Annotated in this window: 21 protein-coding genes; 9 read left to right on the top strand and 12 right to left on the bottom strand. The window is 64.0% G+C overall.

What is annotated here, in order from left to right; translation table 11 throughout:
• Positions 1–14: 14 nt before the first annotated feature.
• The 3 genes from EDF71_RS19795 to EDF71_RS19785 all read right to left on the bottom strand — a co-directional run bounded on the left by EDF71_RS19795 (position 15) and on the right by EDF71_RS19785 (position 3,017).
• Positions 15–1,151, bottom strand: a complete 1,137-nt coding sequence (locus tag EDF71_RS19795; RefSeq protein WP_133858272.1) for a PilT/PilU family type 4a pilus ATPase — start codon at positions 1,149–1,151, stop codon at positions 15–17.
• A 72-nt stretch (positions 1,152–1,223) separates the two neighbouring features.
• Positions 1,224–1,832, bottom strand: a complete 609-nt coding sequence (locus EDF71_RS19790) for a cyclic nucleotide-binding domain-containing protein (protein WP_166656591.1) — start codon at positions 1,830–1,832, stop codon at positions 1,224–1,226.
• A 141-nt stretch (positions 1,833–1,973) separates the two neighbouring features.
• Positions 1,974–3,017, bottom strand: coding sequence for a type IV pilus twitching motility protein PilT (locus EDF71_RS19785; RefSeq protein WP_133858270.1), 1,044 nt, complete (start codon positions 3,015–3,017; stop codon positions 1,974–1,976).
• 83 nt (positions 3,018–3,100) lie between these two features.
• On the opposite strand from EDF71_RS19785, the gene EDF71_RS19780 reads away from it, so the two are divergent.
• From EDF71_RS19780 to EDF71_RS19770, 3 genes are all read left to right on the top strand, one after another.
• Positions 3,101–3,829, top strand: a complete 729-nt coding sequence (locus tag EDF71_RS19780; RefSeq protein WP_133858269.1) for a YggS family pyridoxal phosphate-dependent enzyme — start codon at positions 3,101–3,103, stop codon at positions 3,827–3,829.
• 107 nt (positions 3,830–3,936) lie between these two features.
• On the top strand, positions 3,937–5,073 hold the full coding sequence (locus EDF71_RS19775) for an aminotransferase class V-fold PLP-dependent enzyme (protein ID WP_133858268.1): 1,137 nt from the start codon (positions 3,937–3,939) through the stop codon (positions 5,071–5,073).
• 83 nt (positions 5,074–5,156) lie between these two features.
• A complete protein-coding gene (locus EDF71_RS19770; protein ID WP_116927672.1) occupies positions 5,157–5,573 on the top strand; it encodes an FKBP-type peptidyl-prolyl cis-trans isomerase in 417 nt (138 codons plus the stop codon).
• 86 nt (positions 5,574–5,659) lie between these two features.
• On the opposite strand, the gene norR is transcribed toward EDF71_RS19770, so the two are convergent.
• Positions 5,660–7,267: a nitric oxide reductase transcriptional regulator NorR gene (norR, locus tag EDF71_RS19765; RefSeq protein ID WP_133858267.1), complete on the bottom strand. Its 1,608-nt coding sequence runs from the start codon at positions 7,265–7,267 to the stop codon at positions 5,660–5,662.
• Between the two features lie 141 nt (positions 7,268–7,408).
• On the opposite strand from norR, the gene hmpA reads away from it, so the two are divergent.
• The gene (hmpA, locus tag EDF71_RS19760; protein WP_133858266.1) at positions 7,409–8,584 is read left to right on the top strand and encodes an NO-inducible flavohemoprotein; all 1,176 of its coding nucleotides are present in this window, start codon (positions 7,409–7,411) and stop codon (positions 8,582–8,584) included.
• A gap of 152 nt (positions 8,585–8,736) precedes the next feature.
• Here the strand turns inward: hmpA and EDF71_RS19755 are convergent, their stop codons facing one another.
• Positions 8,737–8,988, bottom strand: coding sequence for a DUF3297 family protein (locus EDF71_RS19755; protein WP_133858265.1), 252 nt, complete (start codon positions 8,986–8,988; stop codon positions 8,737–8,739).
• Positions 8,989–9,127: 139 nt separating this feature from the next.
• Between EDF71_RS19755 and EDF71_RS19750 the strand changes: the two genes are divergently transcribed.
• The 4 genes from EDF71_RS19750 to EDF71_RS19735 all read left to right on the top strand — a co-directional run bounded on the left by EDF71_RS19750 (position 9,128) and on the right by EDF71_RS19735 (position 16,394).
• Positions 9,128–10,453 carry a DUF445 domain-containing protein gene (locus tag EDF71_RS19750; protein WP_133858264.1) on the top strand — a complete coding sequence of 442 codons (1,326 nt, stop codon included), beginning with the start codon at positions 9,128–9,130 and terminating at the stop codon, positions 10,451–10,453.
• 363 nt (positions 10,454–10,816) lie between these two features.
• Complete coding sequence (locus tag EDF71_RS19745) at positions 10,817–12,898, top strand: ligand-gated channel protein (RefSeq protein WP_243854371.1); 2,082 nt, start codon at positions 10,817–10,819, stop codon at positions 12,896–12,898.
• 395 nt (positions 12,899–13,293) lie between these two features.
• Entirely contained in the window at positions 13,294–15,339 is a 2,046-nt protein-coding gene (locus tag EDF71_RS19740) for a ligand-gated channel protein (RefSeq protein WP_133858263.1), read from the top strand.
• A gap of 74 nt (positions 15,340–15,413) precedes the next feature.
• Entirely contained in the window at positions 15,414–16,394 is a 981-nt protein-coding gene (locus tag EDF71_RS19735; protein WP_133858262.1) for an ABC transporter substrate-binding protein, read from the top strand.
• A gap of 66 nt (positions 16,395–16,460) precedes the next feature.
• On the opposite strand, the gene EDF71_RS19730 is transcribed toward EDF71_RS19735, so the two are convergent.
• Positions 16,461–16,859 carry a rhodanese-like domain-containing protein gene (locus EDF71_RS19730; RefSeq protein ID WP_133858261.1) on the bottom strand — a complete coding sequence of 133 codons (399 nt, stop codon included), beginning with the start codon at positions 16,857–16,859 and terminating at the stop codon, positions 16,461–16,463.
• A 92-nt stretch (positions 16,860–16,951) separates the two neighbouring features.
• Between EDF71_RS19730 and ftrA the strand changes: the two genes are divergently transcribed.
• Complete coding sequence (gene ftrA / locus EDF71_RS19725) at positions 16,952–17,917, top strand: transcriptional regulator FtrA (protein WP_133858260.1); 966 nt, start codon at positions 16,952–16,954, stop codon at positions 17,915–17,917.
• Here ftrA and EDF71_RS19720 read toward each other — a convergent pair.
• The 6 genes from EDF71_RS19720 to EDF71_RS19695 all read right to left on the bottom strand — a co-directional run bounded on the left by EDF71_RS19720 (position 17,914) and on the right by EDF71_RS19695 (position 22,957).
• Positions 17,914–19,140: a CaiB/BaiF CoA-transferase family protein gene (locus tag EDF71_RS19720; protein WP_133858259.1), complete on the bottom strand. Its 1,227-nt coding sequence runs from the start codon at positions 19,138–19,140 to the stop codon at positions 17,914–17,916. The genes ftrA and EDF71_RS19720 overlap by 4 nt on opposite strands.
• 8 nt (positions 19,141–19,148) lie before the next feature.
• On the bottom strand, positions 19,149–19,928 hold the full coding sequence (locus tag EDF71_RS19715; RefSeq protein WP_133858258.1) for an enoyl-CoA hydratase-related protein: 780 nt from the start codon (positions 19,926–19,928) through the stop codon (positions 19,149–19,151).
• Positions 19,929–20,019: 91 nt separating this feature from the next.
• The gene (locus tag EDF71_RS19710; protein ID WP_133858257.1) at positions 20,020–20,814 is read right to left on the bottom strand and encodes a MetQ/NlpA family ABC transporter substrate-binding protein; all 795 of its coding nucleotides are present in this window, start codon (positions 20,812–20,814) and stop codon (positions 20,020–20,022) included.
• 109 nt (positions 20,815–20,923) lie between these two features.
• Positions 20,924–21,361: a hypothetical protein gene (locus EDF71_RS19705; RefSeq protein WP_133858256.1), complete on the bottom strand. Its 438-nt coding sequence runs from the start codon at positions 21,359–21,361 to the stop codon at positions 20,924–20,926.
• A 69-nt stretch (positions 21,362–21,430) separates the two neighbouring features.
• Entirely contained in the window at positions 21,431–22,015 is a 585-nt protein-coding gene (locus tag EDF71_RS19700) for a DJ-1/PfpI family protein (protein ID WP_133858255.1), read from the bottom strand.
• 216 nt (positions 22,016–22,231) lie between these two features.
• A complete protein-coding gene (locus EDF71_RS19695) occupies positions 22,232–22,957 on the bottom strand; it encodes an OmpW family outer membrane protein (protein WP_208301095.1) in 726 nt (241 codons plus the stop codon).
• Between the last annotated feature and the right edge of the window lie 48 nt (positions 22,958–23,005).

Below are 23,005 nucleotides of genomic sequence, written 5' to 3'. Positions count from 1 at the left end.
AAAACGCTGACAGCTTAAACGATTGTCAGGTGCTCCGTGCCCTCGGCCAGATCACTGCGCTTGGCGCGCTGGCTGCCCAGCTTGATCTGCAGGCGCAGGTCGTTGACTGAGTCGGCGTTGCGCAGTGCGTCTTCGTAGGTGATCAGATTGGCCTCGTACAGGTCAAACAGCGCCTGGTCGAAGGTCTGCATGCCCAGGTTGCGGCTCTTCTTCATGATCTCCTTGATCTCGTTGACCTCACCCTTGAAGATCAGGTCCGAGATCAGGGGCGAGTTGAGCATCACCTCGACCGCAGCAACGCGTCCCTTGCTGTCCTGCTTGCTCAGCAGGCGCTGCGACACGATGCCGCGCAGGTTGAGCGACAGGTCCATCAGCAGCTGCGCGCGGCGCTCTTCGGGGAAGAAGTTGATGATGCGGTCCAGCGCCTGGTTGGCGCTGTTGGCGTGCAAGGTAGCCAGGCACAAGTGGCCGGTTTCGGCAAAGGCCACCGCGTGCTCCATGGTTTCGCGGTCGCGGATTTCGCCCATCAGGATGACGTCAGGCGCCTGGCGCAAGGTGTTTTTCAGCGCCGCTTCCCAGTTGTCGGTGTCCAGGCCCACTTCACGCTGGGTCACGATGCAGTTCTTGTGCGGATGGACAAACTCCACCGGGTCTTCGACGGTGATGATGTGGCCGTAGGAGTTTTCGTTGCGCCAGTCGACCATGGCCGCCAGGGTGGTGGACTTGCCCGAGCCGGTGGCGCCGACCATGATGCACAGGCCGCGTTTGGCCATGGCCAGGTCCTTGAGCACCTGGGGCACGCCCAGGCCGTCAATCGTTGGCAGGGTCAGGGGAATGGTCCGCAGCACCAGGCCGACATGGCCTTGCTGCATGAAGGCATTGACCCGGAAACGCCCGATGCCCGAGGGCGAGATCGCGAAATTGCATTCCTTGGTTTTTTCGAACTCGGCCACCTGCTTGTCGCTCATGATCGAGCGGGCCAGGGTCAGCGAGTGGGTGGGCGACAGCGGCTGGCTGGAGACCTTAGTGACCTTGCCATCGATCTTGATGGCTGGTGGAAAGTCAGCGGTGATGAACAAATCGCTGCCATTGCGCTGCACCATCAGCTTCAACAGGTCGTTGATGAACTTACTGGCCTGATCCCGTTCCATGACAATCCTCTCTGGGCTCCGTTATTGTTGCTGATGCAACAGAAGCGCCCTGGGACGGCCGCCCTGAAAGGCTCAGGGCTCTATCCGGGCGCTGGTCTGCCGCAGCCGCGTGGAGAGTTTGCGCGTGAACAAGGCCAGCAAATAGGCGGCCGTGGACGCGTCCAACTCCATCATGGCATCCAGTGTATCGGCCTTCAGCACAGCCAGTGCACAGTCGGTGGTGGTGGTGCACGAAGAAAAACGGGGACTGCTGTCAAACAGAGACATTTCGCCCAGCACTTCTCCGGGGTGGGTATCGGCCAGATGCACGGTCTGGCCGCTGGCCAAAAGCCGGTCCACGCGGACCTGGCCGCTCAGCACGATCAGCATGTAATCGCCCAGCTCGCCTTGCTGGATCAGCGTTTGCTCGGCCGGCACCTGGTAGAACTCCAGGTACTGCACCATCTGGTCGATAAAGGGGGATTGCAGCAGGGACAGCGCTGCATCCTGGGCCCAGACCATGCGCAGTGCGGTGGCCGGGTCGGCCGGGGCCAGCAATTGGGCGTTGATGGCCTTGCGGCGCTGGCTCCAGAGCACATAGGGGGCCTCAGACGTGCTGGCCTGTTGGAAGCCATGGAGGAAGAAGCCCGTATCAGCCTCGGCGGGCTCGTCAGCCGGGGATGCGGAATGCAAGCGGTTCATGGCCCATGTCTCCTTTGATCCGCAAAGCATAAAGGGCGCCAGCGGTACTGGCAATGACCGCTGGTGCCCTTCGTGCAACCGTTTGTCAGTTGCCGTTTGTCTAGGTTCTTAACCTGGAAAGCTTTGACCTTGTTTAGGCTCTTAACCGGGGAAGTTTTCTGGCGTTTTCGCCTTCGCACGCGCCTCGGCCGGGCTGATCACATTGCGGCGCACCAGGTCGGTCAGGTTCTGGTCCAGGGTCTGCATGCCCATGCTGTTGCTGGTCTGGATGGTGGAGTACATCTGCGCCACCTTGGCCTCACGGATCAGGTTGCGGATGGCGGGGGTGCCGAGCATGATCTCGTGCGCAGCCACGCGGCCCTGGCCGTCCTTGGTCTTGCACAAGGTCTGGGAGATGACGGCCTGCAGCGATTCGGACAGCATGGCGCGGACCATTTCCTTTTCTTCGGCGGGGAAGACGTCGATGATCCGGTCAATGGTCTTGGCGGCGCTGGAGGTGTGCAGGGTGCCGAACACCAAGTGGCCGGTTTCTGCGGCCGTCATTGCCAGGCGGATGGTTTCCAGGTCGCGCATTTCGCCCACCAGAATGGCGTCCGGGTCTTCACGCAGTGCCGAGCGCAGTGCGGCGCTGAACGACAGCGTCTGCGGACCCACTTCGCGCTGGTTGATCAGGCATTTCTTGGATTCGTGCACGAATTCGATCGGGTCTTCCACCGTCAGGATGTGGCCGTACTCGGTTTCGTTGAGGTAGTTGACCATGGCTGCCAAGGTGGTGGACTTGCCCGAGCCGGTCGGCCCAGTCACCAGCACCAGGCCACGCGGCTTGAGCGCCAGGTCGGCAAAGATCTTGGGGGCGTTGAGCTGCTCCAGGGTCAGGATCTTGCTCGGAATGGTCCGGAACACGGCGCCCGAGCCGCGGTTCTGGTTGAAGGCATTGACCCGGAAACGCGCCAGGCCCTCGATCTCGAACGAGAAGTCGACTTCGAGGAATTCTTCATACTGCTTGCGCTGGGCGTCGCTCATGATGTCGTAGACCATGGCATGGACCTGCTTGTGGTCCAGCGGATCGACATTGATGCGGCGCACATCGCCGTGGACCCGGATCATGGGCGGCAGGCCTGCAGACAAGTGCAAGTCCGACGCTTTATTTTTGACACTGAATGCCAGCAATTGGGTGATATCCACTGCAGTTCCCTCGTTGTTTTGGTACGCTTTGAGTGCAAGGCCTCGTTGTCAACACGTTCCAAGGCCGTGCATATTTTTACATTATGAGCACGATTCCCGAAAAAATTCAGCAGGTTCGCCTGCAAATCGACAACGCCTGTCGGGCCTGCGGCCTGCCCGAGGGCAGCGTGCAGCTGCTGGCCGTCTCCAAGACCTTTGGCGTAGATGCCATCGCCGAGGCGGCCCAAGCTGGCCAGCGCGCCTTTGGCGAAAACTACATCCAGGAAGCGGTCGAGAAGATCCGCTACTTTGCCGAGCAGGACGCCTGGAAGGACCAGGGCCTGGTGTGGCACTGCATCGGCCCGATCCAGAGCAACAAGACGCGCCTGGTGGCCGAGCACTTTGACTGGGTGCATACGGTGGACCGGCTGAAGACGGCCGAGCGCCTGTCCGCTCAGCGGCCCGCGCAGCGGGCGCCGCTGCAGATCTGCATCCAGGTCAATGTCGATGGCGGCATCACCAAGTCCGGCGTCGCCCCAGGCGACGTGGCGGCGCTGGTGCAGCAGGTGGCCCAGCTGCCGCAGCTGCAGCTGCGGGGTGTGATGAGCATCCCCGATGTGGTGGCCGATTTTGCCGCCCAGTTGGCGGTGCACCAGCGGGTCAAGGCCGTGTTCGATGACATCGCCGCGCTGGGCCTGCCGCAGCTGGCGCAGTGGGACACCATCTCGCTGGGCATGACGGCCGATCTGCAGGCCGCCGTGCAAGCCGGATCAACGATGGTGCGCGTGGGCAGCGGCATCTTTGGCCAGCGCGACTACAGCAGCGCCCATTGAACAGCACCCATCGGCCTAGCCGCCAGCCCGGCTGCAGCGCTTGAAGCTGCGTGCTAAGCTGGCCCCCGATTGTTCTGTGTACCCCCTCAAATAGACAGGAGACCCCCATGCCAGGATTGCTACCCGACGTTGACCCCGATGGCCTGTTGGAGTTTTCGGTGGTCTACACCGACCGCGCGCTCAACCACATGTCGCACCGCTTCATCGGTGTGATGGGCGAGGTGCTGCGCATCCTCAAGACCACCTACCACGCGCACACGGCTGTGATCGTGCCGGGCAGCGGCACCTTTGGCATGGAGGCCGTGGCCCGCCAGTTTGCCAACCGCGCCAAGGTGCTGATTGTGCGCAATGGCTGGTTCAGCTACCGCTGGACCCAGATCTTTGAAGAAGGCGGCCTGGGCGGCAGCGCGGTGATCTGCAAGGCCCGCCCCCAAGGCAGCGGCCCGCAGGATGCCTGGGCACCTTGCCCGGCCGAAGAAGTGGCGGCCACCATCCGCAAGGAAAAGCCCCAGGTGGTGTTTGCACCCCATGTCGAGACCGCCAGCGGCATTGTGCTGCCCGACGACTACATCCAGACCATCAGCGCCGCCGCGCATGAGGTCGGCGCGCTGATGGTGCTCGACTGCGTGGCCAGCGGCGCCATCTGGGTGGACATGCAAAAGACCGGAGTCGATGTGCTGATCACTGCGCCGCAAAAGGGCTGGAGCGGCCCGCCTTGCTGCGCGATGGTGATGCTGTCCGAGCGTGCCCGCAAGGCCATCGAAGACACCAAGAGCAGCAGCTTCTCTTGCGATCTGAAGAAGTGGATGCAGATTGCCGAAGGCTACGAAAAGGGCCAGCACGCCTACCACGCGACCATGCCCACCGATTCGCTGGTGCAGCTGAGCAAGGTGATGCAGGAGGCCGAGGCCTATGGCCTGGACAAGCTGCGCGAGGAGCAGACCCAGCTGGGCAAAGAGGTGCGCGCACTGCTGAAGGCGCGGGGCTTTCCCAGCGTGGCGGCGCCTGGTTTTGAGGCACCCGGCGTGGTCGTCAGCTTCACCACCGACCCGGAGATCCAGAACAGCAAGAAATTTGCCAGCGTGGGCCTGCAGACCGCTGCCGGCGTGCCGCTGATGTGCGACGAAGGGCCGGAGTTCAAGACCTTCCGCATCGGCCTGTTTGGCCTCGACAAATGGCACAACGTCGAGCGCACCGTGGGCCATTTGCGCCAGGCGCTCGATGGTTTGGGTATCAAGGGTTAACTTGTGTTTTTAACGCGTTCTGCGCCTGCCATCCAGGTGCAGAATGCGGGTTTTGTTTGAGAAACATTGGATTGGATTTCGCAATGAAAGCATTGACTGCCAGCGCCCTGTTCGCTGCCATCGCCCTGACCGCCGGCTTTGCCCAGGCACAGAGCAAGCCTGTGACGACCAAGAGCGGCCTGGTGTTTGAAAGCATCAAGGACGGCACCGGCGCCAGCCCCAAGGCGAGCGACACCGTCAAGGTGCACTACAAGGGAACCTTCCCCGACAGCGGCAAGGAGTTCGACAGCTCCTACAAGCGCGGTGAGCCGATCGAGTTCCCGCTGCAAGGCGTGATCCCCTGCTGGACCGAAGGCGTGCAGCTGATGAAGGTTGGCGGCAAGGCCAAGCTGACCTGCCCGGCCTCGATCGCCTATGGCGCCCGTGGCGCTGGTGGCGTGATCCCGCCCAATGCCACGCTGAACTTTGAAGTGGAACTGCTGGGCATCAAGGGCCAGTAAAACCTGCTTCCAACAAGCTGAAAAGCCTCCGCGTCTTGCTGACGCGGAGGCTATTTTGTTTTTAGGGCGCGGGGTTCGCCCACCGCTCAGCGTTCCACCCCCAGGCGCTTGGCCAGCCGCTGCAGGTTTGCGCGGTCCAACTGCAGCTCGCGCGCCGCTGCGGCCCAGTTGCCGTGGTGGCGGGCCAGGCTGGCGCTGAGCAGCTGGCGCTCGTAGCGCTCCACCTGGGCGCGCAGGCCCAATGTCTCGGCGCTGGCGGCAGGCCCTTCGGCCACGTCGGCAGCGGGCAGCGGCGCGATAAGGCCGGTTGCCTGCTGGCCTGGCGGCAAGGGTGCGGCGGCGGCGCCGTCCCAGAGGTCTTCCTCGCCAATGCTCAGCATGCGTGGTTTGCTGCTGTCCTTGCGCTGGCCCAGGGTGCGGCTCAGCGCTTTGAGCACGGCGCGGCTGATGCAGTGCTCCAGCTCGCGCACATTGCCGGGCCAGGGGTAGCGCAGCAGGGCAGCCTGGGCAGCGGCATCCAAGCGCAGGCCGCCCAGTTGCAGGCGTGCGCGATTCTCTTCCAGAAAGCAGCCGGCGAGCACCAGGGTGTCGCTGTCCCGCGCACGCAGCGGCGGCACGACGACCGGGTAGACGCAGAGGCGGTGGTAGAAATCGGCGCGCATGCGGCCGGCCTGCACCTCGGCGGCCAGGTCGCGGTTGGTGGCGGCGATCACGCGCACATCGACCTGGTGCTCGCGGTCCGAGCCCAGGCGCTGCAGCTGGCCGCTTTGCAGCACACGCAGCAGCTTGGCCTGCACCGACAGCGACAGCTCGCCGACCTCGTCGAGGAACAAGGTGCCGTGCTGGGCTTGTTCAAACTTGCCACGCCGCTCACTCACAGCGCCGGTAAAGGCGCCGCGCACATGGCCGAAGAGCTCGCTCTCGACCAGGTTGTCCGGCAGCGCGGCGCAGTTGATGCTGACCAGCGGTTGCGCCGCGCGTGGGGATTGCGCATGCACGGCCTGGGCCACCAGCTCCTTGCCGGTGCCGGTCTCGCCGGTGATCAGCACGCAGAGGTCGCTGGCGGCGACCAGCGCAATGCTGCTCTGCAATTGCCGGATAGCCGGGCTGGTGCCCAGGATCTGGCGGCTGCGATCCGCGCCCGGGCTGCGCGGCGCCGGCGCACTGGCGCTGCGCGCGGCCTGGGACAGCTGCTGCACCCGCTCGGCCGTTGCTACCGTGGCGGCAGCCAGATTGCTGAAGGCCTGCAGCAGTTCGAGCGCATTGTCATCGGCAAAGCGGTCGGGCTCCAGCGCATCCAGGGTCAACAAGCCCCAGGCCAGGCCGCCGGTCTGCAGCACGCAGCCCATGCAGTCATGCACATGCAGCTCGCCCGGGGTGGTGATCAGGCCGTCATAGGGGTCGGGCAGGGGGCTGTCAGGTGCAAAGCGCATGGCCTGGCCAGCGGCCAGCAGCTGGGCCAGGCGCGGGTGCTCGGCCACCTTGAAGCGCCGGCCCAAGGTATCGGGTACCAGGCCATCAATGGCCACCGGCTCCAGCCATTCGCCGTTGAGGCGCAGCAGTGCCACCGCATCGGCTGGCAGCAGGGTGCGCAAGGCGGCCAGCAGGCGGCGCAGGCGCTCGCGCTCGGGCAGTTCCTGGGCCAGATCGGCCACCAGCGGAATCACGGCGTTGAGGATTTTGGAAGATGTCAAAACGACTCGGGGTGTCAAAAACACAGCAATTACCAGTTGTCAGTATGACTGCATGCATTGTGCAAGGTATTGATATTCCACAAACACGGTGTTGGCACGTTGCATGCATTGTTAAGACTAACCACATGCAAGGAGAGTTAGATGCTGAGCGATAGCCAAAAACAGATCATCCAGGCCACCGTACCTCTGCTGGAGACCGGCGGGGAAGCGCTGACCACGCATTTCTACCAAATGATGCTGGGCGAGTACCCCGAGGTGCGCCCGCTGTTCAACCAGGCCCACCAGCAAAGCGGCGCCCAGCCCCGCGCACTGGCCCATAGCGTGCTGATGTACGCCAAGCACATCGACAAGCTGGAGAACCTGGGCGACCTGCCCGCACAGATCATCAACAAGCATGTGGCGCTGCAGGTGCAGCCGGACCAGTACCAGATTGTTGGCAGTTGCCTGCTGCGCGCGATCCGCGAGGTGCTGGGCGCCGAGATTGCCACCGATGCGGTGATCGATGCCTGGGCCGCTGCCTACACCCAGCTGGCTGACATCCTGATCGCTGCCGAGGCCAAGGCCTATGACGACATCGCCCACGCAGAAGGCGGCTGGCGCGGTGCGCGCAGCTTCAAGCTGGTGAAGAAGGTGGCAGAGAGCGCCGAGATCAGCTCCTTCTACCTGGAGCCGGTGGACGGCAAGGCCGTGATCGCCCACCAGCCGGGCCAGTACATCGGCCTGCGCGCCATCGTGGGTGGCACCGAGCAGCGCCGCAACTACTCGCTGTCGGCCCCGAGCAATGGCCGCAGCTACCGCATCAGCGTCAAGCGCGAGCCCGGTGGCAAGGTCTCCAACTACCTGCACGATCTGCAGGTGGGCGACACCCTGGAGCTGTTTGCACCGGCCGGCCATTTCACCTTGCAGGCCAGCGAGCGCCCGCTGGTGCTGATCAGCGGCGGCGTGGGCATCACCCCCACCTTGCCGATGCTCGAAGCCGCGCTGCAGACCGACCGCTCCATCACCTTTATCCACTGCGCCCGGGGCCGTGCCGTGCATGCCTTCCGTCCGCAGATTGATGCGCTGGCCCAGGCGCACAGCCAGCTGCAGCCGCTCTATGTGTATGACGAGGTGGCCGAGGGCGAGGCGGTTGCTGCCCAGGGCCATCTGACCGAGGACCTGCTGGGCCAGTGGCTGCCGGCCTCGCGCGATGCGGATGTGTACTTCTTGGGCCCCAAGCCCTTTATGCGTTCGGTCAAGGCCTCGCTGCGCAAGCTGGGCGTGCCCGATGCCCAGGTGCGCTATGAGTTCTTTGGCCCTGCTGAAGCGCTGGCCTGATCGCAAGCCTTTGACGCGCTAAGGCGCTTGCGGCATCGGCCGCCGCATGCAAAAAACCCGATCCCTGCTCGCCATGCAAGGCGAGCCTGGGTCGGGTTTTCGTTTTACCGGGCCGCTTCAGCGCAGCACGGCGGGGCTGATCAGGCCAGAACTCAGTCCTTGTAATAGGCCTCGACCTTACCCTTGAGCTTGATCAGCAATGGCTTGCCCTTGCGGTCCACGGTCTTGCCGGCGGGCACCTTGACCCAGCCTTCGCTCACGCAGTATTCCTCGACATCCACGCGCTCGGTGCCGTTGAAGCGGATGCCGATGTCGTGGTTGAAAACCTCGCGCACAAAGTGCGGGCTCTTGGGGTCGATGGACAGGTGGTCGGGCAGTTCGGGGCGGGCAGTGGTATCGGTCATGGTTGGTGCAGAAAAGAACGCGGCCCTGGGCCGCACAGGCCGACATTGTCCACACTTTGCGGGCACTGTGCGCGCTTGAGGGAAACCGCGCAGTTGGCTGACTTGGCAAGCCCAGGTGCTTGCCGCTACAGTGGTCGCCATGCCTTTGCTACTGACCGATGAGCAGCAGCGTCTGCTGCGCCGCGCCAAGCTCACCCCCTTGCTGCTGCTGCTGGCGGTGGCCTGCATGTTTCTGCTGGCCAGCTGGTGCCTGGGCCAGCCGTTTGCGCAGTCGCGCCATTGGCAGCTGGCGCTGCGCTGCCTGCGGGCGATGACCGAGGCGGGCATGGTCGGCGCGCTGGCCGACTGGTTTGCGGTGGCGGCGCTGTTCAAGCACATCCCGATTCCCTGGATCTCGCGGCACACGGCCATCATCCCGCGCAACAAGGACCGCATTGGCGAGAACCTGGCCGTCTTTGTGCGCGAGCGTTTTCTCGATGGCGACTCGCTGGTGCAGCTGGTGCGCACGCACCAGCCGGCGGACAAGCTGGCGCAGTGGCTCAAGGCGCCGGCCAATGCCGAGCTGCTGGGCCACCAAGTGGCGCGCCTGGCGGCCGCCGCGCTGGCCACCGTGCAGGATGCGCAGGTGGAGCGCTTCATCAAGCTGGCGCTGCGCACCTTGCTGGGCCAGATCGACCTGTCGCAGTCGCTGTCCAAGGTGCTGACGGTGCTGACGCACAACGGCCGCCACCAGGTGCTGCTGGCGCAGGCGCTGGACAAGCTGGTTGAGCTGCTGCACGAGGCCGAGACCCGCACCCTGATTGCGCAGACCATTGCGCACTGGCTCAAGACCGAGCACCCGCTCAAAGAAAAAATGCTGCCCACGGGCTGGCTCAGCGACAAGGGCTCGGCGATGATCGCCAGCAGCCTGGAGCACCTGCTCGATGCCATTGCCGACAACCCCAGCCATGTGCTGCGCGCCAAGTTTGACCAGACCATGCAGGAGTGGGTAGAGCGCCTGGCCGAGGACCCTGCCTGGCATGCCAAGGGCGAGGAAGTGCGCCGCTATTTGCAGCACGACCCTGCCGTGGGCCAGTATGTGCAAGAGCTGTGGCAAAGCCTGCGCGCCAGCCTGCAGGCTGACCTGGCCAACGAGCATTCCGCCATGGCGCGCAATGTGCGGGGCATGGGCCTGTGGCTGGGCAAGTCGCTGGCGGCCGACCAGGCGCTGCGCAGTTCGCTCAACACCCGCATGGAGCTCTGGGTCAAGGAGCTGGCGCCCGAGATCTCGCAGTTCTTCGGCACCCATATTGCCGACACCGTCAAGCGCTGGGATGCGCGCGAGTTGGGCGAGCTGATCGAGTGGAATATCGGCCGCGACCTGCAGTACATCCGCATCAACGGCACCCTGGTGGGCGGGCTGATCGGCTTTGCACTGTTCTGGCTGGGCTGGTTGGTGAACCACCTGGGCGGTGGTTCGGTGTAGCCCACGTTCAACCGCCTCTTAGGCATAAGCACAACGTTCAGACGCTGAATTGCTTCACCTGGCCTTCACATTAGTCAACACTTCTTTATCGATAGATATAATAAGAAGCATTCGCATTTGTTGATAGTCCATCGTCCCTTTTCGTTGCCAAGCCAGATGGCTCCCCGCCATCTCCATGCCGCACAGCCCGGCATGCACGCCAGGACGGCCCAGCCGCAAGCACTTGCTGCCTGCCGCGCCGTGACTGACACCGCCAAACCCCGCGAATAAACGCCGGCCCTGGGCCTGCGCTTTGCCTGAGCGTCACGAGCGTTCAGGCGGCGCAGCCATGCGCCATCCACCGATCTGAACTGGAGCTTTTTCATGACCGCCCGCCCCCTTTCTGCAGCGTTCGCTGCAGCCTGTGCTGCCCACCCTTCTTCGCTGTTGCAAGCCGGCCTCATGCCGCGCCTTGCCGTGCCCCATGCATGGCACGCCACGGCCCTGGTGGCCGCTGCCATGCTGGCTACCAGCCCTGCGCTGGCGCAGACCGAGGCGGAGGCCGACAAGACCTTGTCGACCGTGGTGGTGACGGCCTCGGGCTTTGAGCAGGCGGTGGAAGACGCGCCGGCCTCGATCACTGTGATTCCGCGCCAGGAGCTGGAGAAAAAGGCCTACCGCGATGTGACCGATGCGCTGCGCGATGTGCCCGGCGTGGTCATCACCGGCGGCGGCAGCTCCAGCGACATCAGCATCCGGGGCATGGCCTCAAGCTACACGATGATTCTGGTGGACGGCAAGCCGCAGAACTCGCGCGAGACCCGGCCCAACAGCGATGGCGCCGGCATTGAACAAGGCTGGTTGCCGCCGCTCAGCGCCATCGATCGCATCGAGGTGGTGCGGGGCCCCATGTCCTCGCTGTACGGGTCGGACGCGATGGGCGGTGTGGTCAACATCATCACGCGCAAGGTGGCCAAGCAGTGGACGGGCACCTTGAGCGCCGAGACCACGCAGCAGGAATCCTCGTCCTCCGGCGATATTTACCAGAGCAACTTCTACCTGGCCGGCCCGATCAAGAGCGATGTGCTGGGCTTGCAGATCTATGGCCAGAAATCGCGCCGCCTGGAGGACAAGTTTGTTGGCGGCTTCAATGAGCAGGACAGCAGCTCGGGCACCGCCAAGCTGACCCTGACCCCCAACAAGGACCACGACCTGGCGCTGGAAGTGGGCCGCACCTTGCAGGACCGCTATGCAACGGCCGGCAAGAGCGCGAGCCGCGCTTCCAGCTTCTCGGATTATTCTCGCAACCACTTTGCGATCTCGCACACCGGCCGCTGGGGCTTTGGCACCTCGACCACCTACCTGCAGCACGAGGAGATCGACAACCCTGGCCGCGAGATGAACCTGAAAAACACCGAGTTCAACAGCCAGATCGTGATGCCGATCGGCGAGCGCAACCTGACCACCGTGGGCCTGAGCTACAAGCATGAAAAGCTGATGGACAACGGCAACCAGATGAAGGTGGACAACCCCATCAACATGCTCAAGCGCTACCAGTGGGCGCTGTTTGCCGAGAACGAATGGAAGGTGACCGATGCGATTGCGCTGACCACCGGCCTGCGCATGAACCATGACCAGAACTACGGCACCGACTGGACGCCGCGCGTCTATGGCGTTTGGCATGCAACGCCCGAGTGGAGCGTCAAGGGCGGTATCTCGACCGGCTTCAAATCGCCCAGCCTGCGCGCTGCGGTGGCCGATTGGGGCCAAATCACCGGCGGCGGTGGCGACCCGGCCATCATCCGTGGCAATCCCAACCTCAAGCCCGAGAAAAGCACCAGCCAGGAGCTGGGCGTGATCTGGGACAACCGCCGCGATTTCACCGGCAGCCTGACCCTGTTCAACACCGACTTCAAGGACAAGATCACCGAGGTGCGCAGCTGTGAAGACACCGAGGGCGCGGGCCGCGCCATCGTCACCGGCAACTGCACGGTACTGGGCACGCCCTACAAGTTCATCAGCGACCGCACCAATGTGGATGAAGCCAATATGCGCGGGGTGGAAGCGACCGCCACCTGGAAGGCCAGCGAGGCTTTGCGCCTGGCGGCCAACTACACCTTCACCCGCTCGGAGCAAAAGAGCGGCAACTTTGCCGGCCAGCCACTCAACAAGATGCCCAAGCACATGCTCAACGCCACCCTGGACTGGCAGGGCACGGACAAGCTGGGCGTCTGGAGCCGCCTCAACTTCCGCGGCAAGAGCTCGGACTACCTGAGCCGCACCTCGATGGCCAAGGGCACGCCGTCCTTTACGTTCATGGACCTGGGCCTGAACTACGCCTACAGCAAGGATGTGCGCTTCAGCACCGGCATCTACAACCTGTTCGACAAGCGGGTGGACAGCGCCACCTATGACGCGGTGTATGACGGCCGCCGTTACTGGGCCAAGGTGACGGTGGGTTTCTAAGCTTGTAGCTTTTAAACCATAGCCCAGCGCTGGTGCCGATGGAGGGCGCCAGTGCTGGCAAACCCGCGCCATCCCTGGCTTTCACACGAAAGTCATGTGGCGCGGCATGGTTGCGCCCGAAATAACTTTACAGTTGCGAAACTTCGCAAACCGTAACAATTCTTCATCAATCTCTATAATGAGAACTATTCGCATATAAACGTCTCGCGTTCCCCCTTGCTGCCCATCGCTGAATGCGGCAGCCATGCCTCCTCGGGACGGTGCCCTGACAAGCGCCGTGACCGCAGACCTGCACAACAAGCGAAGCATCGCTGGCCCGCCGCCAGCACCTGCCGGTGGCCACCATCTGCGGGTGCCTGAGGCGGGTTGTTGTCACCTGAACACCGAGTATTTCCATGTCCTCCTCTGCCTCCTTGGCAGCAGGTCGCGCGTCAGCACGGCCTCTGCGTCTTGATTTCCACCGGCTGCCATCGGCAGCCCAGCAGCATGCACTGCGCGCCATCGCGGGCGTGGTTGCTGGCATGCTGGTCCATGGCGCAGCAGCAGCGCAGGCGGCCGACGCCGAAGAGCCGGCTGCCAGCGACAAAACGCTGGGCACCGTTGTGGTGACCGCCGCCGGCTTCGAGCAGGAGGTGACCCAGGCACCGGCCTCGATCACCGTGATTCCGCGCGAGAAGCTGGAGCAGGGCGCCTACAGCAACCTGCACGATGCCCTGCGCGATGTGCCGGGCGTCATCATGACCCCGTCGGACAACAACTCCAACGACATCAGCCTGCGCGGCATGGGCGCCAACTACACCTTGATCCTGGTGGACGGCAAACGCATGAGCACGCGCGAGACGCAGACCAATGGCTCGACGGGCACCGACCAAAGCTGGGTGCCACCGCTCGAAGCTATCGAACGCATCGAGGTGGTGCGCGGGCCCATGTCCTCGCTCTACGGATCGGACGCGATGGGCGGTGTGGTCAACATCATCACGCGCAAGGTGGCCAAGCAGTGGCATGGCTCGCTGCGTGCCGATGCCACCTTGCAGGAGCGTTCCGAATCCGGCAATGCCTACCAGAGCAACTTCTACCTCTCGGGCCCGATCAAGGAAGAGATGCTGGGCATCAGCCTCTACGGCAACTACAGCAAGCGCGATGAAGACCGCATCTACCAGGGCTACAACGACAGCGACACCAAGGCGCTCAACGCCCGTATTGCGCTGACCCCCAACAAGGACCACGACATCATTGCCGAGCTGGGATCGGCCAAGCAGCACTTCATCTCCACCCCCGGCAAGACCCTGCTGGAGACCGGCGCGCTGTCCGACCGCAAGTTCGAGCGTGAGAACTACTCGTTGCAGCACAAGGGCCGCTGGGGCTGGGCCTCGTCCGATACCTATGTGCAGCATGAGAAGACCCGCAACATCTCGCGCGAGATGACCATTAAGAACACGGTGGCCAACAGCAGCTGGGTGATTCCGGTGGGCGAGGCACACATCGTCAGCACCGGCCTGTACTACAACAAGCAGGACCTGACCGACACCACGACCAACACCTTGCCCGGCAGCAACCGCACCACCGCCGACCGCACCCAGTACGCCTGGTTTGTCGAGGATGAATGGCGCCTGCGCGAGGACTTTGCGCTGACCAGCGGCCTGCGCTTTGACGACGACAGCAAGGGCGGATCGCAATGGAGCCCGCGCCTCTACGGCGTGTGGAACCTGAACCCGCGCTGGACCGTCAAGGGCGGTGTCTCCACCGGCTTCCGCGCGCCATCCTTGCGCCAGACGCTGGGCGATTGGGGCCAGGCCAGCCGGGGCGGCAATATCTACGGCAACCCGGACCTGAAGCCGGAGAAATCGCTGTCCAAGGAAGTGGGCGTGCTCTACAACGATGGCGCCGGCCTGTCGGCGGGCTTGACCGTGTTTGACAACGACTTCCGCGACAAGATCACCCGCATTGCCTGCCCGGAATGCGGTCCCTTGAATTCGTCCGGCAACACGCCCACCACCAACATCAATATCGACAAGGCGGTGACGCGCGGTATCGAGGCCACGTTGACCATGCCGCTGGCGCGCAGCCTGGATCTGAACTCCAGCTACACCTTCACCAAGTCGGAGCAAAAGAGCGGCGAGTTTGCCGGCCAGCCGCTGTCGCAGCTGCCGCGCCACATGCTCAATGTCGCACTGGACTGGAAGCCGTCGGACCGCTGGAACGGCTGGACCAAGCTGTCCTACCGAGGCAAGGAAAGCCAGCCCACCGGCGGCCGCTCGGCCCGCACCTGGGTCGCTGGCAGCTATGCCATGTTCGATGTGGGTGGCTCGTTCCACTACAACAAGAACACCACCTTCTTCGCCGGTATCTACAACCTGTTCGACAAGGACGTGTACTACGAAGACTACGCCACCGTGCAGGACGGGCGCCGTTACTGGGTGGGCATGAACCTGAAGTTCTAACGCCAGCGCGCGGCGCCCGGCATTGCTGGCGGCGCCGCGCCCCTCGCATTTATTCACATCCCTTGGAGAAAGACATGACCCAGCCATTGACCCCGGCCTGCTGGCGCGCCAGCGCCGCTGCCGCCCTCGCCACGTCGCTGTTTGCTGCCCCGGCAGCCTTTGCGCAAACCCCAAGTCCCAAAGCCCCGGCAACCATCACCGTGCAACATGCCAAGGGCAGCACGGTGGTGCCCTTGGCGCCCCAACGCGTGGTGGTGTATGACCTGGCATCCCTGGACACGATGCAGGCGCTGAACCTGCCGGTGACCGCTTTGGCCAAGGCCAACTTCCCCCGCTATATGCAGGCCTATGCCGATGCGCGCTACCTGCCAGCGGGCACCCTGTTCGAGCCCGATTTTGACGCGCTGAGCCAGATCCGTCCGGACCTGATCGTTGTGGCGGGGCGCAGTGCCGGCAAGTACGACATCCTGAGCAAGATTGCGCCCACGGTGGACCTGAGCGTCAACAACCAGCAGCTGCTGGCCGATATGCAGCGCAATGTGATGGCGCTGGCATCGCTGTGGGGCAAGCAGGCCCAGGGCGAGCAGCTGATGCAGCGCGTGCGCAGCGAGGTAGAGAGCACCCGCGCACTGGCCCAGCAGCAAGCACCCGGCCTCTTGGTGCTGGCCATCAGCACCATGATCAATGCCCAGCCCCCCGGTGCACGCTTTGGCCTGCTGCACGATGTGCTGGGCGTCAAACCTGCCATCCCCGCCGATGCCAGCAAGCCACGCGGCGTGCCGATGAAGATGGAAGACATCAGCCAGCTCAACCCCGCCTGGCTCTATGTGATCGACCGCAATGCCGGCACTGGCAGCACCACCGGGCGTGATGGCAAGCCCGTCGTTGCCAGCACCGAGCTGTTCAACAACGAAGCCATCCGCAACAGCGCCGCTGGCCAGCAGGGCCGAGTGGTGTTCCTGGATCCGCAGGTCTGGTACCTGCTGGGGGTGGCCGGCCCGCAGGCCATGCTGCAGACGACGGCGCAGCTGAAGGCCGTTTGGAGCCCACGCTGAGGTCTTGACGCGGTAAGACGCTTGCAGGGGGCGGCATGTCATGCCTCCCCTTTTTTCGACACGCGATCAGGCGGCAGTTGCCAGCGCAAACCCCTCATCCAGCCAACCGGTGATGCCGCCAGCCATGACCTTGACGGGCCGGCCCAGCTGCGCCAGACGCAAGGCGCCCCGGGCTGCTCCATTGCAGTGGGGGCCTGCGCAATAGGTGACGAACAAGGTGTCGGCACGCCAGGCCGCCAGTTTGCTCTCAACGATCTTGCCGTGCGGCAGATGCAGCGCGCCGGGAACATGTCCCTGTGCATACAGTTCGGCACTGCGCACATCCAGCAGCACAAAGTCGGGGTGGCCCTGCTGGAGGGCATCGTGTACATCCCAGCAGTCGGTTTCGAACGTGAATGAACGGGAGAAATGCGCCACGGCATCGGCACTGGCGGCGGCGGGGATCTGGCTGACATAGCTGCTCATGAAGAACTCCTGGTAGACATGGCAGCGATTTTGCGGATCGATGCTTCTGCCTACAATTGGCGCGAAAGACATAAATGGAAGGATTTGCGCCAATGTCTGCTCCCTTGCTTGGTCCGCTGGTCGTTGCCCCTGTCTACAACGGACTGTGCACCTTCGAGTTCTCCATCGTGGCCGAAGTGTTCGGGCTGGAGCGCCCCGAGCTGGGCGATGGCTGGTACCGGTTTGCGAGCGTGGCGGTGGAGCCGGGACCGCTGCGGGCGCAAGGCGGCCTGTCCGTGCAAGCCAGTGCCGACCTGGCCCTGCTGGAGCAGGCGGACCTGATTGTGGTGCCGGGCTGGAGAGGTATCAACGAGCCTGTCCCCATGGCGCTGCAGCAAGCCTTGAAGCGTGCCTGGCAGCGGGGCGCCACCGTGGCCTCCATCTGCTCGGGCGCTTTTGTGCTGGCTGCGACTGGCCTGTTGGACGGCCGTCGTGCTGCCACCCACTGGCGCTACGCCCAAGCGCTTGCGCAGCGCTACCCGGCGATTGAAGTCGATGCCCAGGTGCTGTATGTGCAGGATGAGCGCCTGTTTACCTCAGCGGGCAGTGCGGCAGGTATCGACCTGATGCTGCATCTGGTGCGGCGCGATTTTGGCGTGCAGGTGGCCAACAGCGTGGCGCGGCGCCTGGTGGTCGCCGCGCACCGCAGCGGTGGCCAGGCGCAGTTCATTGAGCAGCCACTGGTAAAAGATGCATCGGGGCAGTTGGCGCAGTTGCTGGACCGGGTCCGCGCGGATCTGCGGCGGGACTGGACGGTGGCTGCGATGGCCGAGGTCTTGGCGATGAGCCCGCGCACCTTCTTGCGCCGTTTCACGGCCGGCACTGGCATGGCGCCCAGTGCCTGGTTGGCGCTGGCCCGGGTCGAGGAGGTGCGGCGGCTTCTGGAGAGCAGCAGCCTGCGTGTGGAACAGATTGCGGACCAGGCAGGCTATCGCAGCGTGCAGGTATTGCGGGATCAGTTCAAGCGCAGTGTGGGCGTGTCGCCAAAAGCCTACCGCGCATCCTTCACTGCGCCCTAGCGCCCGTGCAGCTGCACCGCCTGGCTGGCAGCCAGCGCAGCGATATCGTCGCTGCTGTAGCCCAGCTCTTGCAGCACTTCGGCGGTGTGCTCGCCATACTGGGGTGCGCCGCGCCGCGTGACGCCATTGCCGTGCGAGAACTTGATCGGCAGGCCCAGGGCCTGCACCTGGCCGGCGACGGGGTGGTCAACCTCGATGACCATGTCGCGCGCCAGGGTCTGGGGGTCTTCCAGCATGTCCTTGATCTTGCGCACCGGGCCGGCAGGCACACCGGCCTGCTCGAACTTCTCGACCCAGTAGTCGGTTGTGTTGCTGCGCATGGCCTCCGAGATGATGGAGATCAGCAGATCGCGGTTGGCCATGCGCTCGCGGTTGCTGGCAAAGCGCTCGTCTTCCAGCAGGTGCTCCAGCTGCAGCACGCGGGTCATGCCGACCCAGGTGGCCTGGCTCACCGCGCCGATGTTGATCCAGCCGTCCTGCGTCGGTATCGCCTGGTAGGGCGCAGCCACCGGGTGTGCCGAGCCCATGGGGCCCGCCGATTCGCCGGTGGCAAAGGCCATGGCCACCTGCCAGTAGGTGTGGACCAGCGAGGCCTCGTACAGTGAGGTGTCGACATACTGGCCTTCGCCCGTGCGCAGCCGCTCGATGTAGGCGGCCAGCACGCCGGTCGAGGCCAGGATGCCGGCGGTCACATCGCCAATCGGTACGCCGACCTTGACGGGCGGGCGGCCCGGGCCTTCGCCGGTCAGGCTCATGATGCCGGACATGCCCTGCGCAATCAGGTCATAGCCGGCGCGCTTGGCATAGGGGCCATTGAGGCCAAAACCGGTGATCTTGCAGTAGATCAGGCCGGGGTTGCTGGCGCGCAGTACCTCATAGCCCAGGCCGAGTTTTTCCATCGTGCCGGGGCGGAAGTTCTCGATCACCACATCGGCCTTGTCGATCAGGCGGCGCACCACCTGCAGGCCATCGGGGTGCTTGAGGTCGACGGCGATACCGCGCTTGTTGCGGTTGACGATCATGAAGGTGGCGGACTCGCCCTGGATCTCGGGCGGGATCGCGCGGCGGGTGTCGTCGCCGCCGGGCAGGCGCTCGACCTTGACCACCTCGGCGCCCATGTCGGCCAGCAGCAAGCCGCCCACAGGGCCTGCCATGACATTGGTTAACTCAACAACGACGAGGCCCGACAGCGGGCCTGTGCGCGGGGAAGGGGATGGCTGCATGAACGCTCTTACTTTCCTGTGAATACCGGCTTGCGCTTGTCCAAAAAGGCGCGGTAGCCTTCGATGAAATCCTGCGTGTCAAAGCAGGCGTAGCCCTCTTGCTGGTCGGCATCCGTCAAGGGCGTACCGCTTTGCAGCCGGGCGATGAATTTCTTGTGCCAGCGCGCTGACAGCGGCGCCAGGCCGCTGATGCGGGCGATGGTCTGGGCCAGTTCCTCCTCCCATTCCGCCTGCGGCACCACGCGGGTCACCAGGCCTTTGGCACACGCCTCTTGCGCATCGAGCAGGCGGCCTTCAAGCAGCAGCTCCAGCGCCACCTGCGGGCCGGCGACATGCACCAGTGCCTCGAGCTCCGGGTAGGCCAGCACACCGCCCAGGCGGCCAATGGGGATGCCAAAGCGGGCATCATCACTGGCCAGGCGCAGATCGCAGCAGGCCGCCAGCTCCAGCCCACCGCCAACGCAGGCGCCACGGATGGCGGCCAAGGTGGGGATGGGGCAACTGCGCAGCAGGGCCATGGCCCGGTGCGCCTGTTCGGCAAAGGCAATGCCTTTTTCCTTGGACGAGCGCAGCGATTCGAACTCATCGATATCAGCCCCGCTTCCAAAGGCCTGGGTGCCTGCGCCGCGCAGCACGATGCAGCGCAGATCGCTGTCTGCCACCAGCACATCCAGCTGCTCAGCCAGGCTGATCCACATCTGGTGGCTGATCGCGTTGCGTTTGGCCACGTTGTCGATCAACAAGGTGGCGACATGGCCGTCGCGGCTAAGGGTGATCTGTCCACTCATGGGCTGGCTTTGTCAAAGGGTGATGGAAAAAGGCGCGCTAATCTGCGCGCCACTGGCGTTGAACGGGTGTGAAGGGCCGTGTTAGCCCCTGTCAGAACGCGGGGACGATGGAGCCCTGGAATTCCTTGTCAATGAACTGGCGCACCTCGTCCGAATGGTAGGCCTTGACCAGACGCGCCACCCAGGGCTTGTCCTTGTCGCCCTGGCGCACGGCAATCAGGTTGGTGTAGGGCGACTTGGCCGACTCGCGCGCAATGGCGTCCTTGGTGGGGTTGAGCTTGGCGGCAATCGCGTAGCTGGTGTTGATGACGGCGGCATCCAGGTCATTGAGCGCATGCACCAGCTGCGCGGCATCCAACTCGCGCAGGCGCAGCTTCTTGGGGTTCTCGACCACATCCAGCGGCGTGGCCTTGATGCCGGCCGATGCGCGCAGCTTGATCAGGCCATGCTCCTGCAGCAGCAGCAGCGCGCGGCCACCATTGGTGGGGTCGTTGGGCAGACCGATCTGAGCGCCCTGTGGCAGGTCGCCCAGCGATTTCACTTTCTTGGAGTACAGCGCAATCGGCAGCACCACGGTGTTGGCGGCTGCGACCAGCTTGTAGCCGCGGTCCTTGACCTGCTGGTCCAGATAGGGGTGGTGCTGGTAGGCATTGGCATCCAGATCGCCGGCCACCAGGGCGGCATTGGGCTGGATGAAGTCACTGAACTCGATCACCTGGACCGTGAGGCCTTCTTTGGCGGCTGCCTGTTTGACGGCTTCGGCAATCTGCGCATGCGGGCCGGCCGTCACGCCCAGCTTGATGGGCTTGTCCTGCGCAAAGGCGGGCGCGGCAAAGGCGGCAGAAACCGCCAGCAGGGCGGCGAGGGTGAAATGGCGCTTGAGCATGGAAGGCAGTCAGGGACAAGTAGACGGGCCCACATGCTACGTTCGATCACTCAGATTAAAAAATAATATTATCGAATAACCAAAGACGCCATTCGCTATATGGAGCGGCTTAGTCGCCTGTCGGATCCGCAGGTTCCGGAGCCTGGTCGCCGTCCGATGCCAGGTGCTGGCCGATCTGCATCCAGGCCTGTGCCGCTTCGTCATCGCCAGCAAAGTGGTGGCAGCTGGCGGCAGCCATTGCGATGCGGGCATTGCGCGGATCCAGGTCAAAGGCCAGCTCGTTCTGGGCGGCCGCGTTTTGCCACATCACCGTGGCATTGGGCGAGCCTTCCTTCTGCAGCGCATGGGCCTCGGCCATCCAGGCCTGGGCCAGGCGCAGGGCGGCTTCGGGCTGCTCGCGGTCGGCCTGGTGGGCGCGGTAAAAGGCCTGGCCCGCCTGCTGCCACAGCGCGCGGGCGGCAGCAAAATCGGTGGTGGCAATCTTTTGTGCATCGGCAACGAAGTGCTTGCCGGCGGCGAGGTGGTGGCTGTAGCTGTCTGCGGTCATGGGGCTGCGATGGTAGCAGCGATGGCAAGGGCTTGCAGGCGGCCCAGCACTTGCCACCGCAGGGACGGTTTAGCTGTGCTGGATGCGGGTGCCCAGCAGAGCCAAGAACTGCGCCAGCCACTGCGGGTGGGCGGGCCAGGCCGGGGCGCTCACCAGGTTGCCATCGGTGTAGGCCTGGTCCACCGCAATATCGGCATAGCTGCCACCGGCCAGCACCACCTCGGCCTTGCAGGCGGGGTAGGCTGAACAGGTCCGGCCTTTAAGCACACCGGCGCCGGCCAGCAGCTGCGCGCCGTGGCAGACGGCGGCGACCGGCTTGTTGGCCGTGAAGAAATGGCGCACGGCGGCCAGCACCGCCTCGTTGTTGCGCAGGTACTCGGGGCCACGGCCGCCGGGGATGACCAGCGCGTCATAGTCTTCGGCCTTGATGTCGGCAAAGCTCGCGTTCAGGGTGAAATTGTGGCCGGGCTTTTCGCTGTAGGTCTGCGCACCTTCAAAGTCATGGATCGCCGTCTTGATATGGTCACCGGCTTTCTTGTCCGGGCAGACCGCATGCACCTGGTGGCCCACGGCCAACAAGGTCTGGAAGGGCACCATGGTTTCGTAGTCCTCGCAGTAGTCACCACAGATCATCAGGATTTTCTTGGCCGGCATAGGGTCTCCAAAGGTTGGGTTCAGGCGGGTCTGCCTGCGCCATTGTGGGCCGAGCAGGCAGAGATGCCAAGGGCGCCCCGCGCGGGCAAAAAAAACCCTGCTCATGGAGCAGGGTGGCAAAAGATGGCTTGGAGCCACCGCATGCTGTGGCGTTCATCGAATGCAGGCCACTTGTTGGGCGCAGCGCATGCGCTACGGGCTTCTCCTCACGGAAAATCAGAACTTGTAGGTGACGTACAGGAACGGAATGATCGGATCCAGGGTCAGGCGGGTCTGCGACGATGCCACCTTGTTGCCATTGACGGTGGTGGTCAGCTTGGCGTCGGTCTTCATTGGCACATAGGACACCGAGAAGGTGATACCCCAGTTCTTGTCGATCGCGTAGTTGGCACCGATGTTGAAGACGGGCGCCCACTGGCTGTCGATCTTGGCGGTGGTCTTGGCAACCCCTGGAGGCGCACCGATGGCGCCGCCCAGCGTGTTCTGCAGGCCGCTGCTGAGGCGCACGCTGCGGAACTGCGAGTAGGTGACACCCAGACCCAGCGAAACGCGGAACTTGTCATCGGCATTGCCGAAGAAGTACTTGCCCAGCAGGGAAGGTGCATACAGGCGCGCATTGCCCAGCTCACCAATAGGGGCCAAGGTGCCCGCGCCATTGAGCTTGAGGCGCGGTGGAATGCCCAGCACGCCTTCGACCGCCCAGTTGTCGGTCAGGAAGTAGTGCACGTTCAAGCCCAAGGTGGTGGAGCTTTTCAGATCGGCGCCTGAGCCAGGAATCTGGCGTTCAAAGGGCTCCGTGAAGGTCAGCGGCTTGCTCTTGTCCTGGGGCGAATAATTGAGCGCCCCGGCACCTAACACCCAGTCGCCTGCCTTTTGGGCGTAAGCGCTGCTTGCGAGCAAGGCGGTGGCCGCCAGCCACATCCATTTCTTGGCTTGTTTCATTGCTTTGTCTCCTTGGGTTGCTGTTTGAACGATCGTCAAATCTGGCTT

This window comes from Comamonas sp. JUb58, assembly GCF_004364775.1.
Taxonomy (GTDB): domain Bacteria; phylum Pseudomonadota; class Gammaproteobacteria; order Burkholderiales; family Burkholderiaceae_C; genus Comamonas.
Note: the sequence above shows the minus strand (reverse complement) of the source record. Positions and strands in the feature narration are given on the sequence as shown.

Excerpts from the sequence above, each read along its gene's own strand:
- EDF71_RS19795 (WP_133858272.1), bottom strand. The coding sequence starts at position 1,151 with ATGGAACGGGATCAGGCCAGTAAGTTCATCAACGACCTGTTGAAGCTG.
- EDF71_RS19790 (WP_166656591.1), bottom strand. The coding sequence starts at position 1,832 with ATGAACCGCTTGCATTCCGCATCCCCGGCTGACGAGCCCGCCGAGGCT.
- EDF71_RS19780 (WP_133858269.1), top strand. The coding sequence starts at position 3,101 with ATGAGCACGATTCCCGAAAAAATTCAGCAGGTTCGCCTGCAAATCGAC.
- EDF71_RS19775 (WP_133858268.1), top strand. The coding sequence starts at position 3,937 with ATGCCAGGATTGCTACCCGACGTTGACCCCGATGGCCTGTTGGAGTTT.
- EDF71_RS19770 (WP_116927672.1), top strand. The coding sequence starts at position 5,157 with ATGAAAGCATTGACTGCCAGCGCCCTGTTCGCTGCCATCGCCCTGACC.
- hmpA (WP_133858266.1), top strand. The coding sequence starts at position 7,409 with ATGCTGAGCGATAGCCAAAAACAGATCATCCAGGCCACCGTACCTCTG.
- EDF71_RS19755 (WP_133858265.1), bottom strand. The coding sequence starts at position 8,988 with ATGACCGATACCACTGCCCGCCCCGAACTGCCCGACCACCTGTCCATC.
- EDF71_RS19750 (WP_133858264.1), top strand. The coding sequence starts at position 9,128 with ATGCCTTTGCTACTGACCGATGAGCAGCAGCGTCTGCTGCGCCGCGCC.
- EDF71_RS19745 (WP_243854371.1), top strand. The coding sequence starts at position 10,817 with ATGACCGCCCGCCCCCTTTCTGCAGCGTTCGCTGCAGCCTGTGCTGCC.
- EDF71_RS19740 (WP_133858263.1), top strand. The coding sequence starts at position 13,294 with ATGTCCTCCTCTGCCTCCTTGGCAGCAGGTCGCGCGTCAGCACGGCCT.
- EDF71_RS19735 (WP_133858262.1), top strand. The coding sequence starts at position 15,414 with ATGACCCAGCCATTGACCCCGGCCTGCTGGCGCGCCAGCGCCGCTGCC.
- EDF71_RS19730 (WP_133858261.1), bottom strand. The coding sequence starts at position 16,859 with ATGAGCAGCTATGTCAGCCAGATCCCCGCCGCCGCCAGTGCCGATGCC.
- ftrA (WP_133858260.1), top strand. The coding sequence starts at position 16,952 with ATGTCTGCTCCCTTGCTTGGTCCGCTGGTCGTTGCCCCTGTCTACAAC.
- EDF71_RS19720 (WP_133858259.1), bottom strand. The coding sequence starts at position 19,140 with ATGCAGCCATCCCCTTCCCCGCGCACAGGCCCGCTGTCGGGCCTCGTC.
- EDF71_RS19715 (WP_133858258.1), bottom strand. The coding sequence starts at position 19,928 with ATGAGTGGACAGATCACCCTTAGCCGCGACGGCCATGTCGCCACCTTG.
- EDF71_RS19710 (WP_133858257.1), bottom strand. The coding sequence starts at position 20,814 with ATGCTCAAGCGCCATTTCACCCTCGCCGCCCTGCTGGCGGTTTCTGCC.
- EDF71_RS19705 (WP_133858256.1), bottom strand. The coding sequence starts at position 21,361 with ATGACCGCAGACAGCTACAGCCACCACCTCGCCGCCGGCAAGCACTTC.
- EDF71_RS19700 (WP_133858255.1), bottom strand. The coding sequence starts at position 22,015 with ATGCCGGCCAAGAAAATCCTGATGATCTGTGGTGACTACTGCGAGGAC.
- EDF71_RS19695 (WP_208301095.1), bottom strand. The coding sequence starts at position 22,957 with ATGAAACAAGCCAAGAAATGGATGTGGCTGGCGGCCACCGCCTTGCTC.